The sequence below is a fragment of the Gallaecimonas xiamenensis 3-C-1 genome (genome assembly GCF_000299915.1).
In the GTDB taxonomy this organism is placed as follows: domain Bacteria; phylum Pseudomonadota; class Gammaproteobacteria; order Enterobacterales; family Gallaecimonadaceae; genus Gallaecimonas; species Gallaecimonas xiamenensis.
On record NZ_AMRI01000016.1, the window covers coordinates 20,285 to 33,826 of the forward strand.

14 protein-coding genes are annotated in these 13,542 nt (G+C 63.9%); 3 read left to right on the forward strand and 11 right to left on the reverse strand.

The window, feature by feature from the left end; genetic code table 11:
* Positions 1-2: 2 nt before the first annotated feature.
* The 10 genes from madM to B3C1_RS11945 form a co-directional block, all read right to left on the reverse strand.
* Positions 3-770, reverse strand: a complete 768-nt coding sequence (gene madM, locus B3C1_RS11900; RefSeq protein WP_008485075.1) for a malonate transporter subunit MadM — start codon at positions 768-770, stop codon at positions 3-5.
* A complete protein-coding gene (gene madL / locus B3C1_RS11905; protein ID WP_008485076.1) occupies positions 763-1,173 on the reverse strand; it encodes a malonate transporter subunit MadL in 411 nt (136 codons plus the stop codon). The genes madM and madL overlap by 8 nt, the downstream gene beginning before the upstream one ends.
* 69 nt (positions 1,174-1,242) lie before the next feature.
* A complete protein-coding gene (mdcH, locus tag B3C1_RS11910; protein WP_008485077.1) occupies positions 1,243-2,151 on the reverse strand; it encodes a malonate decarboxylase subunit epsilon in 909 nt (302 codons plus the stop codon).
* Complete coding sequence (locus B3C1_RS11915; RefSeq protein WP_008485078.1) at positions 2,148-2,768, reverse strand: malonate decarboxylase holo-ACP synthase; 621 nt, start codon at positions 2,766-2,768, stop codon at positions 2,148-2,150. Before B3C1_RS11915 ends, mdcH begins: the two co-directional genes overlap by 4 nt.
* Positions 2,765-3,547 carry a biotin-independent malonate decarboxylase subunit gamma gene (gene mdcE / locus B3C1_RS11920; protein ID WP_008485079.1) on the reverse strand — a complete coding sequence of 261 codons (783 nt, stop codon included), beginning with the start codon at positions 3,545-3,547 and terminating at the stop codon, positions 2,765-2,767. Before mdcE ends, B3C1_RS11915 begins: the two co-directional genes overlap by 4 nt.
* Positions 3,544-4,371 (reverse strand): biotin-independent malonate decarboxylase subunit beta, encoded by an 828-nt coding sequence (locus tag B3C1_RS11925; protein WP_008485081.1) that lies wholly within the window; start codon positions 4,369-4,371, stop codon positions 3,544-3,546. The genes mdcE and B3C1_RS11925 overlap by 4 nt, the downstream gene beginning before the upstream one ends.
* Positions 4,361-4,672, reverse strand: a complete 312-nt coding sequence (gene mdcC, locus B3C1_RS11930) for a malonate decarboxylase acyl carrier protein (RefSeq protein ID WP_008485083.1) — start codon at positions 4,670-4,672, stop codon at positions 4,361-4,363. Before mdcC ends, B3C1_RS11925 begins: the two co-directional genes overlap by 11 nt.
* Complete coding sequence (locus B3C1_RS11935) at positions 4,672-5,499, reverse strand: triphosphoribosyl-dephospho-CoA synthase (RefSeq protein WP_008485085.1); 828 nt, start codon at positions 5,497-5,499, stop codon at positions 4,672-4,674. Before B3C1_RS11935 ends, mdcC begins: the two co-directional genes overlap by 1 nt.
* On the reverse strand, positions 5,499-7,154 hold the full coding sequence (gene mdcA, locus B3C1_RS11940) for a malonate decarboxylase subunit alpha (RefSeq protein ID WP_008485086.1): 1,656 nt from the start codon (positions 7,152-7,154) through the stop codon (positions 5,499-5,501). Before mdcA ends, B3C1_RS11935 begins: the two co-directional genes overlap by 1 nt.
* Positions 7,155-7,250: 96 nt before the next feature.
* On the reverse strand, positions 7,251-8,117 hold the full coding sequence (locus B3C1_RS11945; RefSeq protein WP_035482019.1) for an AraC family transcriptional regulator: 867 nt from the start codon (positions 8,115-8,117) through the stop codon (positions 7,251-7,253).
* 170 nt (positions 8,118-8,287) lie between these two features.
* Here B3C1_RS11945 and B3C1_RS11950 point away from each other — a divergent pair, with 170 nt between their 5' ends.
* The 3 genes from B3C1_RS11950 (at position 8,288) to dsbG (ending at position 12,391) form a co-directional block, all read left to right on the forward strand.
* Positions 8,288-9,196, forward strand: coding sequence for a DMT family transporter (locus B3C1_RS11950; RefSeq protein WP_008485088.1), 909 nt, complete (start codon positions 8,288-8,290; stop codon positions 9,194-9,196).
* Positions 9,197-9,297: 101 nt separating this feature from the next.
* Entirely contained in the window at positions 9,298-11,496 is a 2,199-nt protein-coding gene (locus B3C1_RS11955; protein WP_008485089.1) for a TonB-dependent receptor, read from the forward strand.
* A 124-nt stretch (positions 11,497-11,620) separates the two neighbouring features.
* The gene (gene dsbG, locus B3C1_RS11960) at positions 11,621-12,391 is read left to right on the forward strand and encodes a thiol:disulfide interchange protein DsbG (RefSeq protein ID WP_008485090.1); all 771 of its coding nucleotides are present in this window, start codon (positions 11,621-11,623) and stop codon (positions 12,389-12,391) included.
* A gap of 35 nt (positions 12,392-12,426) precedes the next feature.
* Here dsbG and B3C1_RS11965 read toward each other — a convergent pair whose 3' ends face one another.
* Positions 12,427-13,485: a PLP-dependent cysteine synthase family protein gene (locus B3C1_RS11965; RefSeq protein WP_008485092.1), complete on the reverse strand. Its 1,059-nt coding sequence runs from the start codon at positions 13,483-13,485 to the stop codon at positions 12,427-12,429.
* Positions 13,486-13,542 lie beyond the last annotated feature (57 nt).

Genomic DNA, 13,542 nt, shown 5'->3' on the forward strand with positions numbered 1-13,542 from the left:
CATTATTGACCTGTGATTGCCAGCATAGCCAGAAAGAGCAGTGAGGGGCCCAGCAGGCAACCGGCAGCGGTGTAGAAGGCGGCGGTCAGGCAGCCGTAGGGCACCAGTTTGGGATCGGTGGCGGCAAGACCGGCCGCCACACCGCTGGAGGTGCCCATCAGGCCACCGAACAGCACGGCGGTGCGGGGGTTGTTAAGGCCGATGTACTTGGCCACGAAAGGGGTGGCGACCATCACCAGGATGGATTTGACCAAGCCGGCGGCGATGGACAGCGCCATCACTTCCGAGCTGGCACCGATGGCGGCGCCGGTCACCGGGCCAACGATGTAGGTTACGGCGCCGGCACCTATGGTGGTGAGGCTCACCGCGTCGGTGTAACCAAAGGCCATGGCCACCGCCACACCTGCCACAAAGGAGGACAGGACCCCCAGCAGCAGCGCCAGTATCCCCACGAAACCGGCCTTTTTCAGCTCCTCGACCTTGACCCCGTAACCTGTGGCGACGATGGCAAAGTCCCGCAGCATGGTGCCGCCGACAATGCCGATGCCAGAGAGCAGCGGCAGGTCCATCAAGCCATGCTTGCCGCCGCTGATGATGCCGCCGATATAGGCTAGCACCAGGCCGCAGAGGATGGCGATGGCACTGCCGTGGATACGCCCGGAGGTGAGCTTGGCCGACAGCCAGTACGACAGCCACATGATGAGGCCGATAACCGCAAAACCCACCACCATGCTGTAGGTGTTGGAGACCTTGAGCAGTGCGTCAAACATGGCGGCTCTCCTCGGCGGTCATGGCTTCTGTCTGTTCTTCGCTTTGACTTTCCCGCCCCCAGCGGTCCAGTACCGGCACCAGGGCAAAGCCCAGCACCACGGCGGCAATGCCGGCGGTAATGGCCATGGGGCCACCGGTCAGGGCGCCGTAGACGTTTTGCTTGGCGGCCATGGCCACCACCACGGGCACATAGATGGCACTGAAAAACTCGATGCCCTGTTCGCTTTTTAAATCCAATACCCCTCTTTTTTGCAAGGTACTGCCCACCAGCACCAACAGCACCATGGCGATACCCACGCCGCCTACGTTGGCGGGGATACCGATAAGGGTGCCAAGGAGCTGGCCTATGGCCACACCCAAGAGGGTGCAGACCGCCAGTAAGGTGACGCCGTAAATGATCATGATGTTTCTCCGCTGTCGTCGTTTTTATGTGCCGAAGCGTACAACCGACTCACTTCGGTGCTGCCACCCTCAGCCGCTGCATAAAAGCTGAAGGCTATCGAGCCGGGTGCTGTCTGCCCCGACGCAGTGCCCCTGCGGCAACACTCGCCGGAACAAGCCGGTGAGGGTGCCGCTGGGGGGCAGTTCTATGGCGGCGCTGACGCCGCGTTCGGCCAGCAGGCGGCTGGCATCGAGCCAGTGCACCTGCCGCGCCATGTTCATGGCCAAATCGTCCCGGATAGCGTCTTTGTCCCGCAGCAGCCGTGCCTTGCTGGCGCTGACATAACCGATACGGGGCGCCTGCATGGCCACCTTATCCAGGGCGGATTTCAGTACCAGGGCCTGCTCATCCAGCAGCGGGCAGTGGGACGGCACCGTGACGCTAAGGGCCTGGCAATGGCCGCCGGCCTTGGCAATAGACGGCTTAAGGGCGTCCAGCCCGGCCCAGGAGCCTGAGAGCACGCACTGGTTGTCGGCATTGATATTGGCCAGATACGACTCCCCCGAGCCGTTTCTCTCCAGCAGTGCCTGCACCTGGTAACGGTCCAGGCCCGTTACCGCCATCATGCCAAAGCTGCTGGGAAAGGCGTTTTGCATCAGGTCCCCGCGCAGGGCCACCAGTTGCAAAGCGTCTTCAAAGGTCAGGCTTTCGGCCAGCACCGCCGCCGGGAAGGCGCCGATGGAAAGCCCCAGCACAAAGCGCGGCTTGCAGCCTTCGCTCAGCAGGTAGCGGCCCCAGGCAACGCTACTTATCAAGAGCGATAATTGCACGTTGCGGCTGTGGCCAAGAGCGTTGTCGCTGTCGAGGGTGGTAAGGGCCTGGCCCAGCACCGCCTCGGCGCTGGCAGCGACGGCTTGGGCGGCGGGGTGCGCCGGCAGCTTTTGCAGCATGCCGGGGCGCTGGGCCCCCTGGCCTGGGCAGGTAAATACGGCGCTCATGCCACTTGCTCCTGCCAGGGCTGGCCGGTCAACAGCGGCCCCTGGTCGGTTTTTAAAAGGACCTTGGTGCTGGGGCCGGCCCATTCGGCCAGGGCCACGGCGCCCCCCGGCAGCGCCAGCTGCACGTCGAGCTGGCAAGGGCCAAGGTTTAGCGCCTGCCAAAGCGCCTTGGCCTCGCTTCTTGCCAAAGGCCCCTGGCAGCGCAGCAGCAGGTCGAGGTCTGAGCTGCCGGTCAGCTGGCGGATGCCGCTTGCCAGTTCATACCCCAGGCTGCCGGTGATGCCCCACTGATAATCGCCAAGGAGCCCCGCTATCCGGTCCAGGGTAACCAGCACCGGGTGCTGGCCGCGAAGGCGGTGGCCGAACCAGCTTTTATGGCGCACCAGATCAAAGGGCGTCAGGGCCTTTTCTACTGCGGCCTTGGGTACAAAGGCGCCCTGGCGTTCGGCCTTATTGCTGCCGCGAAGCCCCACCGGCACCAGGGTGGCGCTGCTGGGTGCCCGGCGCACCACCACCGGGCCGGTAAGCGCCGCCGCCCAGGGCGCGAGCTGCTCCCCGGCCGGCGCCAACAGGCTGCCGGCTTTCACCCACAACAAGTCGTGGGGTTGCCAGTTCATGACTCCAGCGCCCATTGCTGGCGCAGCAGCTGGCGCACTTTCTTGGAGGCCTGGCGGTTTTCGCCGTCCAGGCGGTGGGCAAGGCTGGTGCTGCCAAGGGCTTGCTGCTGGGCAGCGGCAAGGGCCGCGTTGACCTTTTCAAGGTCGCTGCCGGTGGGGGCCTCGGCGCTTGACACCTCAATGCGGCCGCTCAGCAGCCCCAAAGAGGCGTAGTTTTTAAGGTCGTAGGCCATGGGCGGGATGCTGGCGGCCAGGCGGTCCAAGTCTTCTTCGCTGCGCTGGGTGACCCTGGCCGCAGCGGCCTTACCCATGGCGTGCACCATGACGCCGGCATCGTCCAGGGCCAGGATGGCGTTGGCCTGGTAGCCGTGGGCCAAAAAGGCGCCGGACATGGCCTTGCCTACCAACAGCGCCAGCACCGGGTGCCCGGCCTGGCGGGCCTTGGCGTAGGCGCCGGCAGCGGCGGCCAGGGCCTGATGAATACCCAGAGCCTCTTCGCGGCGGCCATAAGCTTGGCTGGGCACATCGACAATGGCCAGCAGGGTGCGCTTATCGCCGGTGGCTTCTTGCACCACCTTGGCAAGCGCCCAGCCTTCCAGCAGCCCCACTTCGCCGCTGCGGGCGCGGGGGAAGGGGTTGGCGGCATCGGGGCGCACCAGAATGACCCGGCAGGGGCGGCCGGCCAGCTCGCCGTCGGCAACGCACACCGAGGGCACGGGGCTAGGCTTTTGCTGCATGTTCTGGGTCAGGGCGTCAAACCAGTGTTGGCCACGGCTCATGCTTGCACTCCTTTTAAAATGGCCCGGGCGCCGGCGGCGTCCAGCTGCTGGCTGTTGTCGAGTTCCAAAAGGGCCGGCAGGAAACGGTCAAAGGCGTCGCTGCGCTGCACCTTGGGCAGGCCCTTTTTCAGGTAGTAACGCAGGGCGCTGGCAACGCTGCCTGTGCTCTCGCCGGTGCAGGCGTCCACCAGGCCGCCGGCCAGGCGCTGCTCGCCGCCAGAAAGGCTCCAGATAAAGGGGCGGTCGGCGGCGTTGTATTCGCCAATGCCCGCTTCTTGCTCGATAACCAGCGGGCCGTTAAGACCCAGGCGCCCTTCGCGGGTCATGATGAGGTAGCTGCAAAGGCCGGCGGCGATGGACATGCCGCCAAAGCAGCCCACGGGCCCGGTGATAATGCCGATAACCGGCTGGTGGGCGCGAAGGGCAACAATGGCCGATTGAATTTCGGCGATGGCGGCCAGGCCCAGGTTGGCCTCTTGCAGGCGCACGCCGCCGGTTTCCAGCACCAGCACGGCAGCGGTGGGGATGCCCTTTTGGTTGTCTTCCAGGGCCAGTTCCAGGGCGCCGGCGATTTTAGCGCCGGCGACTTCGCCAAGGCTGCCGCCCTGAAAGCCCCCTTCGATGGCCGCTACCACGGCGCTTTGGCCGTCGATGCGGCCTTTGGCGATCACTACGCCGTCGTCAAACTGCGGCACTATGCCCTGGCGCTCAAGCCAGGGTGATGTGAGGCGGTCAAAGGGGCCGAGGAGTTCACGAAAGCTGCCGTCATCGAGCAGCAATTTGGCCCGCTGGCGGGCGCTGGCGTCGGCAAAGTTATGCGACATGGTTAGCCTCCTCTTTGGCCAGTTCCAGGGCTTGTTCGATGCGCAGGCGAATCACCCCCGGGGTGGCGGCAAAGTCGTGAATGTCCATGCGCATGGCCGGCAGCGGCTGGCTTTGGGTGATGGCGCTCACTATTTGCTGCCAGCGGCCGGGGTTGGCGCTGTTGCTGGTGATGTGAATGTGCGCCTTGGCATCGGTGGCCGGCTCAATCATCACTTCCAGGTCCCCTGAGGCAACGCAGCCCACCAGGGCCCGGCCCAGGGGCTGGTTGGTGGCGTCTTGGGTCAGTGCGAAGGTTTCCATTACCCCTCCTGTTCTGGGCAAAGCTTGTCGGTCAGCAAGGTGGCGGCCAGCAGATCGGCAGCGCCCCCGGCCGAGGCATTTAGGGCTAAAAGGGTGGCGTCCAGCCGCTTGAGGGCACGCCTGCCAGCGAGGGTGCCGGCGCCGCCGGCGTCCAGCACGGCCTGGGCGCCTTGCTGCATGGCATCAAGGCCCTTGAGCCCGGCGCGGTGCAGCACGCAGGTGTCGCTAAGGGCGGTCATGATGGCCAAAAGGCTGTTAAGGCGAGCGGTCTGTTCGCTGTCGCCACGCGCGCGGCTTTGGCGAAGGGCCGGCAGGCCCTGGTCACGAATTTGCGGGAAACCGGCCTGGGCCTGTGCCCGGGCGCCGCCAAGCTTATAGCGGGCCATGGCCTGCTCGCCGTGGCTTGGGGGCAGGGCCGGGGAGAACGGGTCTGCCAGTTGGGCAAGGGTCCCGGCGCTTGCCAGCAGCGCTTCTGCCTGGGGAGCGTCAGGCGCGGCCAGCAGCAACCCCAAGGCCCAGATGGCGCCCTTGTGGGTATTGATGCCGCCGGTGGCGGCAAGCATGGCGCTTTCGGCCTCACGGCCCAAAAGGCCAAGGGCGGCGCGAAAATCTCCGTTGCGGGGGCCGGTTAGCGCCGCCATTTTTTCAAACCAGGGCTCAAGGGCGGCGGCGGAGCGGCGCATCAGCGCCAAGTCCATATCGCCATGGGCGCCGCTTGAGCGCCTGTCCACCAGCGCCGGTTTGGGGGTGAGTTCGGCCTCGGCCAGCAAGGCCCAGCGGGCCAAGGCCGCTTTGTGCGCCGAAGGGGTGAGGGCGAGGGCTTTCATCACCAGCTCCGAAATTTGGCAGGGGGCTGATAGAGGCCGCCGGACCAGGCCTGCAGCTCGCTGATGCTCTTAGCGGCCAGCTTGTCGCGGGTGGCCTCCGAGCGTTTGATGCCCAAGTCTTCCGGGTAGGCCACCAGCCCTTCGGCGCGAAGGCGGGCGGTCTCGACCGGGTCGCGGGCAAGGCCAATGGCGGTAATGCCCGCCACCGCCGCCACCATGGCCCGGCGCTCCTCGGGGGATTTGGCCAGATACAGGTAGGCAATGCCTTCTTCGGTGAGCACGTGGGTTACGTCGCTGGCGTAGATCATCACCGGCGCCAGGGGCATCTGGTAATCGCTGGCCATGGCGATGGCGTCCAGCTCGGCCACCAGGGTGGGTTTGTTGGCGTCCTGGAAGGTCTCCACCATCTGCACCACCAGCTTTTTGCCTTTGGTCAGGGGATTGGTGTCGGTGCGCATATCCAGCCACGCCGGGCTGGCGTGGCGGCGGCCGCCTGGGTCGTGGCCCATGTTGGGGGCGCCGCCAAAGCCTGCAACCCGGCCCCGGGTCACGGTGGAGGAGTTGCCGTCGCCGTCCACCTGCAAGGTGGCGCCGATAAACATGTCCACCGCGTATTGGCCAGCCAACTGGCAAAAGGCGCGGTTGGAGCGCAAGGAGCCGTCGCTGCCGGTAAAGAAGATGTCGGGGCGGGCGGCCACGTAGTCTTCCATGCCCAGCTCAGTGCCGAAGCAGTGCACGCTTTCCACCCAGCCGCTTTCGATGGCGGGAATGAGGGTTGGGTGGGGGTTTAGGGTCCAGTTGCGGCAAATTTTGCCTTTGAGGCCCAGCTCTTCGCCGTAGGTGGGCAGCAACAGCTCGATGGCGGCGGTGTTAAAGCCGATGCCGTGGTTCAACGATTGCACCTGATGGCGGGCGTAGATGCCTTTTAGGGCCATCATCGCCATCAGCACGTGCACGTCGGTAATAAGGCGCGGGTCGCGGGTAAAGAGCGGCTCGATATAAAAGGGCTTGTCGGCCAGCACGATAAAATCGACCCAGCTGGCGGGGATGTCCACCCTTGGCAGGTCGCTTACATCGTCAACGATTTCATTAACCTGGAAGATAACGATGCCGTCTTTAAAGGCGGCGGCTTCCACCAGCGCCGGGGTGTCTTCGGTAGAAGGCCCGGTGTAGATATTGCCGGCCCGGTCGGCCTTAAAGCCTGCCAGCAGCGCCATCCTCGGGGTGAGGTCCACAAAGAGCCGGGCATAGAGCTCGATATAGGTGTGGATGGCGCCCACTTCCAAGAGGCCGTCTTCCATCAGCTGGCCGATGCGCAGGCTCTGGGGGCCGGAGAAGGAAAAGTCCAGTTTGCGGGCCACGCCGTTTTCAAACAAATCCAGGTGCTCGGGGCGGCCGACGCTTGGCATCACCATGTGCAGGTCGTGGATTTTGCTGTTGTCCACCTGGCCTAGGGAGCGGGAGAGAAAATCGGCCTGCTTCTGGTTGTTGCCTTCCAGCACCACCTTGTCGCCCGGTTCGAGCAGCAATTCCAGGGCCTCGACAATGCGGGCGGTGGGAATTTCCTTACCGGTGGCGAGCGATTCAAGCTGGCTTATGCGCCGGGCTTTGTCCTGGCGGCGGCTGCACCAGTTGCGTTGGGTATCGGCCTGCATGGCGGTTCCTCGTCATAGCGTTTACGTCAACGTTATGGTGAGGTTGCAGACCTATCAATGAACCTTTGCGTGCAATCATTACCCTGAGGGTAACGATTAACCGGGCTGGCGGCGCAGGGCCGAAGGAGCCAGGCCTGTGGCGGCCTTGAAACGGTTGGAAAAGTGGCTGGCGGAGCTGAAGCCGCAAGCCAGGGCGATGTCGACCAGGGGCTGCTCGCTGTGGCGCAGCAGTTGCTGGGCCCGGGCCAGTCGCCTTGCCATCAGGTACTGGTGGGGGGCCTGGCCTGTGCTCTGCTTGAACATGCGGGCAAAGTGATACTCGCTAAGGCCCGCTTCCCCGGCCAGATCTTGCAGTTTTATGGGCTGGTCCAGGTGCTGCTCCATATAGGCTTTGACCCGGCTCAGCACCACGGGGGCCAGGCCGCCCTTGACCCTTGGCAACTGCCATTGCAGCTGGCTGTAACGGCGCAGCAGGTGGGTCAGCAGCAGGGTGCTGGCACTGGACAGGGCCAGACGGTTGGCTGGGTCCTGCCATTGCTGAGCCAGCAGGAACTGGCGGTAGAGCAGGGTGATCTGGGGATCGTCGCCGAAGATCTGCGGCGCCAGATCGATGCGTGCCGGGCTCTTGTCCCAGGTGCGCTCGGCCAGGGCCAGCAGGTGCTGATGGGTGCAGTAGAGGTGCACAAAGCTCAACTCTCCCCTGACATCCCAGGTCGACTCGCTGTCCTTGGGCATCAGGCAGAAACGGTCCGGGCCGCCACCGTTCCGCCAGCCCTCCCGGCCTTTGTAATAACACTCCAGACCGTCCGCCACATAGAGGCTGAGGGTGTGGTGGTCCGGCTGCTGGGTGATCAGATTGTGGCGGTTGGACCAGGCGGCCAGCTGCACCCCTGAGTCCAGCACCAGGCTGTCGTGCAGGGTGGCACGCTGCTGTTGAAGAAGGTCGAACGCCTGGTATCCCATGGTGGCCGCAATAAAAAACGAAGGTCTGGCCAGTCTACTGGTGCCCTGGCCCCGGGGCCAGGGAGGCGCCCAACAAATGCGCAAGAATCTGCAAGTGGCCGCAAGGCTCTGGCAGCGGGCCCAGCCACCTTGGGGCAAGCTTATGCTCCCTTTGGTGTTGGAGTGGCCCCATGAATACCCTGCTGTATCTTGCCGTTGTTCTTATCTGGGGGACCACCTGGCTCGCCATAGGCCTGCAACAGGGGCCTGTGGCGCCGACGGTGTCCATCTTTTACCGCTTTGCGTTGGCCGCCGGCCTGATGATGCTTGGGCTGGCCTTGAGCGGCCGTCTCAAGGCCCTGGCCGCCCGGGACCATCTGTGGTGCCTGGCCCAGGGTTTTTGCGTGTTCGGTTTTAATTTCTACTGCTTCTACCATGCCGCCGCCTATCTGAGCACCGGTATGGAAGCGGTGCTCTTCTCCATGGCCGTGCTGTACAACGCCGCCAACGGTGTCCTCTTCTTTCGCCAGCCCCTGGAGGGCCGGTTGCTGGCGGCGGCCCTGTTGGGCATGGCGGGGATCTGCAGCCTGTTTTGGCCAGAACTGCGGGCGGCCCAATGGAGCCCCGAACTGCTTAAAGGCATAGGCCTTTGCCTGTTGGGGACTTACGGTTTTTCCCTGGGCAACCTGATCAGCGCCCGCCACCAGCGCCTGGGCCTGGATCTGTTGTCCACCAACGGCTACGCCATGAGCTACGGAGCGCTGCTGATGGGAGCTTTGGCCCTGGCCCAGGGCCTGCCATTCAACCTGGACCCGCGTCCAGCCTATCTGGGAGCCCTGTTGTATCTGGCGGTGGTTGGTTCTGTGCTGGGTTTTTGGGCCTACTTTCGGCTGGTAGGGCGGGTGGGGGCCAGCCGGGCAGCCTACAGCACCCTGCTGTTCCCGTTGGTGGCGCTGGCGCTGTCCACCTTCTTTGAAGGTTACCAATGGCACCCCAAGGGTGTGCTGGGGTTGGCATTGATCCTGGCCGGCAACCTGGTGATGTTCCCGGCCGTCCTGGCCAGGCTAAAACCCTGGCTGGGTCTGGGAGCCAGGGCCTGAACAAGGTCGGTGGCCCTGCTGACGGGACAGGGGCATTTGCACCTTTAACTTATTAAGATGATAATCATGCGCATTCACCTTTAGGCGTGCGAGTTGTTCCCGTGAAAAAGCAAACCCCAGCAACATCCCTGAAACTGCTGCCCCTGGCCCTGGCCGTGCAATTGGGCCTGGCCGGTGCGGCCCTGGCAGCCGACAAGGCCAAGGATGGCGACCAAGACGTGGAGAAGATCACCGTTACCGCCAGTGCTGATGCGTCCGCCGACGGCCTTATTGGCGCCTATGCCGGTGGCCAGGTGGCCCGTGGCCAAAAGGCGGGGATACTGGGCACCACCGACTACATGGACAGCCCCTTTAGCGGCACCGCCTATACCAACCAATTTATGAAGGACATCCAGGCCCAGGGCATTGGCGATGTCATTCAGCATGACCCCGGTGTACGGGTCGCCCGTGGCTTTGGCAACTTCCAGGAAAGCTACTTTATCCGTGGCTTCCTGCTCTTTTCCGACGAAATGGCCTACAACGGCCTGTACGGTGTGCTGCCGCGCCAGTTTGTGTCGTCCGAGCTTATCGAACGGGTGGAAGTGCTGCGCGGTGCCAGCGCCTTTTTGAACGGCATGGCCCCTGGCGGTAACGGTATCGGTGGCTCGGTCAACCTGCTGCCCAAACGCGCCAGCAACGACGAGAAAACCGACGTCACCCTGGGTCTGAACCAGGAAGGCCAGGCCTATGCCGCCGCCGACCTCAGCCGCCGCTTCGGCGACGAAGGCCAGCATGGCCTGCGTCTCAACCTGGCCCACAGGGACGGGGAAACCGGGGTGGATAACGAAGAAGTGCAAAGCGACGTGCTGTCCCTGGGCTACGACTGGCGCGGTGACCGTGCCAGGGTCTCTGCCGACGCCACCTATCAGGAGCGTCGCCTAGATGCTGGCCGCCCTGCCGTGACCCTGGGAACGGGCATCACCGGCGTACCGGCGGTACCCGGCACCGATCACAACTATGCCCAGGACTGGACCTATTCCGACGAGAAAGACTGGTTTGGCACCCTGCGCGGCGAGTATGACCTCAGCGCCACCACCACCGCCTGGGCGGCGGTGGGCGCCCGTTACTCGGAAGAAGACAACTCCCTGGCCAACATTACCGTCAACGATCTGCAAAGCGGCGAGGGCACCAGCTACCGGGCCGACAACGTCCGTGAAGACACCGTAGTCAGTGCCGAGCTTGGCCTGCGCGGCCAGTTGCAGACCGGTTCGGTCAAGCACCACTGGGTACTGTCGGCGTCCCATTACGGCCTGGACTCGGACAACGCCTACGCCTGGAGCGCCTATAACGGCCTGAGTGCCAACCTTTACCGCCCGGTGCAACTGGCCGCACCGGTACGGGACGGCTTTGCCGGCGGCAATATGGACAACCCTGGCCTGACCCAGAAGGTGCGCCTGGACAGCCTGGCCATCGCCGACAGCCTGGCCCTGTGGGACGACCAACTGCTGCTGACCCTGGGCGGCCGCTTCCAGCAGATGAAAATTGATAACTTCGGCTACGACGGTACCCCGTCGCCGTCTTACGACAAGTCCCGTTTGTCGCCCTCTGTAGGCCTGGTCTACAAAGCCAGCGACGCCGTCTCCTTCTACGCCAACTACATCGAGTCCCTGGCCCAGGGGGAAACCGCCGGCTTTGGGGTAACGGCCAACGTCGGCGAGCAGTTGTCCCCTTACGTGTCCAAGCAAAAGGAAGTAGGCGTCAAGTATGACGGCGGCGACCTGGGCGCAACCCTGGCTCTCTTTACTACCGACAAACCCTCCGCTTTTGTGGACGCAGAGGGCCGTTTCGGTGAGTACGGCGAAGACCGCCATCAAGGGGTGGAGCTGAGCTGGTTTGGTGAGCTGACCGGCGATGTCAAACTGCTGGGTGGCCTGACCTACCTGGACGCCGAGCAGCGTGACACCAAAGACGGTGCTACCGACGGCAACAGGGTGATAGGTACCGCCAAGTGGCAGGGTAACCTGGGCCTGCAATGGGACCTGCCCTGGGTATACGGCCTGAGCCTGGACGCCCAGATGATTGCCACCGGTGACCGTTACGCCGACGCCAACAACAGCCTCAAGGTCGCCGGCTGGACCCGCTTTGACCTGGGGGCCAAATACGGCACCACCATTCTCAACCACGACGTGACCTTTTATGCCCGGGTGGAGAACCTGACCGACAAGGCCTATTGGGCGTCGGTGGGGGGCTACTCCGGTTACGGTTACCTGGTGCAGGGTGGCCCAAGGGTAGTGAGCCTCAGCGCCAGCCTGGCCTTTTAAAGGCTATTGCGAAAAGCCGCACTCAGTGCGGCTTTTTTCTTGGTGATGAAGGCGTTAGGCTGCAAGCCATACTGCATTGTGCCGGTCTTAGGCCAATGTCACTTATTCCCTGTCTGGAGATCTCATGGTTTTTCGCCGCTCCGCCCTGGCCCTTGCCGGCCTGCTGACTGTCCTGCCGGCCCTGGCCGCCGACACCCTGCCAGCCCCTATCGCCGCTGTCGAGGCCAGGGGCCTGACCATAGTGGGCAGCTTCGAGGCCCCCGCTGGCCTTAAAGGTTATGCCGGCCAGATCCAGGGCCAGCCGGTGGCCCTTTACCTGACCGCCGACGGCCAGCATGTGCTGGTGGGAACCTTGCTGGACGCCAAGGGCCAGGATCTCACCTCGGCGCCCCTGGACAAGCTGGTAAACGGCCCTCGCAATCAAGCGGCTTGGCAGACCCTGGGCGAAAGTGCCTGGGTGGTGGACGGCAACCCCAAGGCGCCGAGGATCATTTATGTCTTTACCGATCCCGAATGCCCCTATTGCCACCGCTTCTGGCAGCAGGCCAGGCCCTGGGTTGAGGCGGGCAAGGTGCAGCTGCGCCATGTGATGGTGGGCATTATCCGCGAAGAAAGCCCGGATGAATCGGCCGCCGTACTGGCTGCCGCCGATCCTGCCAAGGCCCTGGACGCCCACCAGCATGGCTATCGCCAGCCCGGTTACGCCATGGATACCTCGGGCATCACTGAAGCGGCCCGCCAGCAGGTGGAAGCCAACAACGACATGATGACCGAGCTGGGTATCCACGCCACCCCGGCCATTTACTACCAGGAAGCCGACGGCACAGTGCGCACCGTTATGGGCCTGCCCCAAGGGGACAAGGTCGAAGAAGTGATGGGCAGCCCCAAGCCCTGAAAAAAGCCCGGCTTGGCCGGGCTTTTTAAGGCCTGCTAAAGGCCGGTGCCTTGCTGCCAGAACTGGCGCAGCCTGGGCAGCCAGTTGTCCACCACTATGCCCTTGCTGGCCCGCCAGGCCGGGTCGTAATAGGTGTTGAGGTAGCGCTCCCCCTGATCGCAGATCAAGGTGGCCACCGACCCGGCCTGGCCGGCCTGGTGCATGGCCTTGACCTTAGTGAGGGCGCCGAAGAAGTTGGTGCCGCTGCTGCCCCCCACCTTGCGCCCCAGCAGCTCTTCAAGGAGCAGCATGGCGGCAAAACTGGCGTCGTCCGGCACTTTGAGCATGTCGTCGATAATGTCGGGCAGGAAGCTTGGCTCCGGCCTTGGCCGGCCTATGCCTTCGACACAGGAACCCTTGGTGCGAATGGCTTTATCGCGGCTGTGGTAGTAGTCGAAGAAGGCGGAATGCTCCGGGTCCACCACACAGAGGCGGGTGTTCATGCGGGCATAGCGGATATGGCGGCCAAGGGTGGCGGAGGTGCCGCCGGTGCCGGCGCTCATCACCACCCAGTGGGGTTCGGGGTGGGGCTCGTGGGCCAACTGGGCGAACAGGGTCTCGGCAATGTTGTTGTTGCCGCGCCAGTCGGTGGCCCGTTCGGCATAGGTGAACTGGTCCATGAAATGGCCGCCGGTTTCCCGGGCCAGGCGGTGGGATTCGGCGTCTATTTGGGCCGGGTCGTCCACCAGGTGGCAGTGGCCGCCGTAGAAGGCGATCTTGGCTATCTTCTCCTGGGAGGTACCCTTGGGGATGACGGCGATAAAGGGCAGGCCCAGCAGCCGGGCGAAGTAGGCCTCGGACACCGCCGTTGAACCGCTGGACGCCTCTATGATGGTTTTGCCTTGGGTTATCCAGCCGTTGCACAGGCCATAAAGGAACAGGGAGCGGGCCAGGCGGTGCTTTAGGCTGCCGGTGGGGTGGCTGGACTCGTCCTTTAGATAGAGCTGGATGGACGTAAAAGCCGGGATATCCAGCTTCAACAGGTGGGTGTCGGCACTGCGCTGAAAATCCGCTTCAATCTTGTGGATGGCGTCGTTAATCCATTGACGGGGCATGGGCTTTTCCTGGTGGGCCTGGTCATCGATACTCTAGGCACTGTTGAGAACAGAGGA

What these genes read in the sequence shown, in the direction of transcription:
- madL (WP_008485076.1), bottom strand. Translation starts at nt 1,173, where the DNA reads ATGATCATTTACGGCGTCACCTTACTGGCGGTCTGCACCCTCTTGGGT.
- mdcA (WP_008485086.1), bottom strand. Translation starts at nt 7,154, where the DNA reads ATGCAGGCCGATACCCAACGCAACTGGTGCAGCCGCCGCCAGGACAAA.
- mdcC (WP_008485083.1), bottom strand. Translation starts at nt 4,672, where the DNA reads ATGGAAACCTTCGCACTGACCCAAGACGCCACCAACCAGCCCCTGGGC.
- B3C1_RS11935 (WP_008485085.1), bottom strand. Translation starts at nt 5,499, where the DNA reads ATGAAAGCCCTCGCCCTCACCCCTTCGGCGCACAAAGCGGCCTTGGCC.
- mdcE (WP_008485079.1), bottom strand. Translation starts at nt 3,547, where the DNA reads ATGAGCCGTGGCCAACACTGGTTTGACGCCCTGACCCAGAACATGCAG.
- B3C1_RS11925 (WP_008485081.1), bottom strand. Translation starts at nt 4,371, where the DNA reads ATGTCGCATAACTTTGCCGACGCCAGCGCCCGCCAGCGGGCCAAATTG.
- dsbG (WP_008485090.1), top strand. Translation starts at nt 11,621, where the DNA reads ATGGTTTTTCGCCGCTCCGCCCTGGCCCTTGCCGGCCTGCTGACTGTC.
- mdcH (WP_008485077.1), bottom strand. Translation starts at nt 2,151, where the DNA reads ATGAGCGCCGTATTTACCTGCCCAGGCCAGGGGGCCCAGCGCCCCGGC.
- B3C1_RS11915 (WP_008485078.1), bottom strand. Translation starts at nt 2,768, where the DNA reads ATGAACTGGCAACCCCACGACTTGTTGTGGGTGAAAGCCGGCAGCCTG.
- B3C1_RS11945 (WP_035482019.1), bottom strand. Translation starts at nt 8,117, where the DNA reads ATGGGATACCAGGCGTTCGACCTTCTTCAACAGCAGCGTGCCACCCTG.
- B3C1_RS11965 (WP_008485092.1), bottom strand. Translation starts at nt 13,485, where the DNA reads ATGCCCCGTCAATGGATTAACGACGCCATCCACAAGATTGAAGCGGAT.
- madM (WP_008485075.1), bottom strand. Translation starts at nt 770, where the DNA reads ATGTTTGACGCACTGCTCAAGGTCTCCAACACCTACAGCATGGTGGTG.
- B3C1_RS11950 (WP_008485088.1), top strand. Translation starts at nt 8,288, where the DNA reads ATGAATACCCTGCTGTATCTTGCCGTTGTTCTTATCTGGGGGACCACC.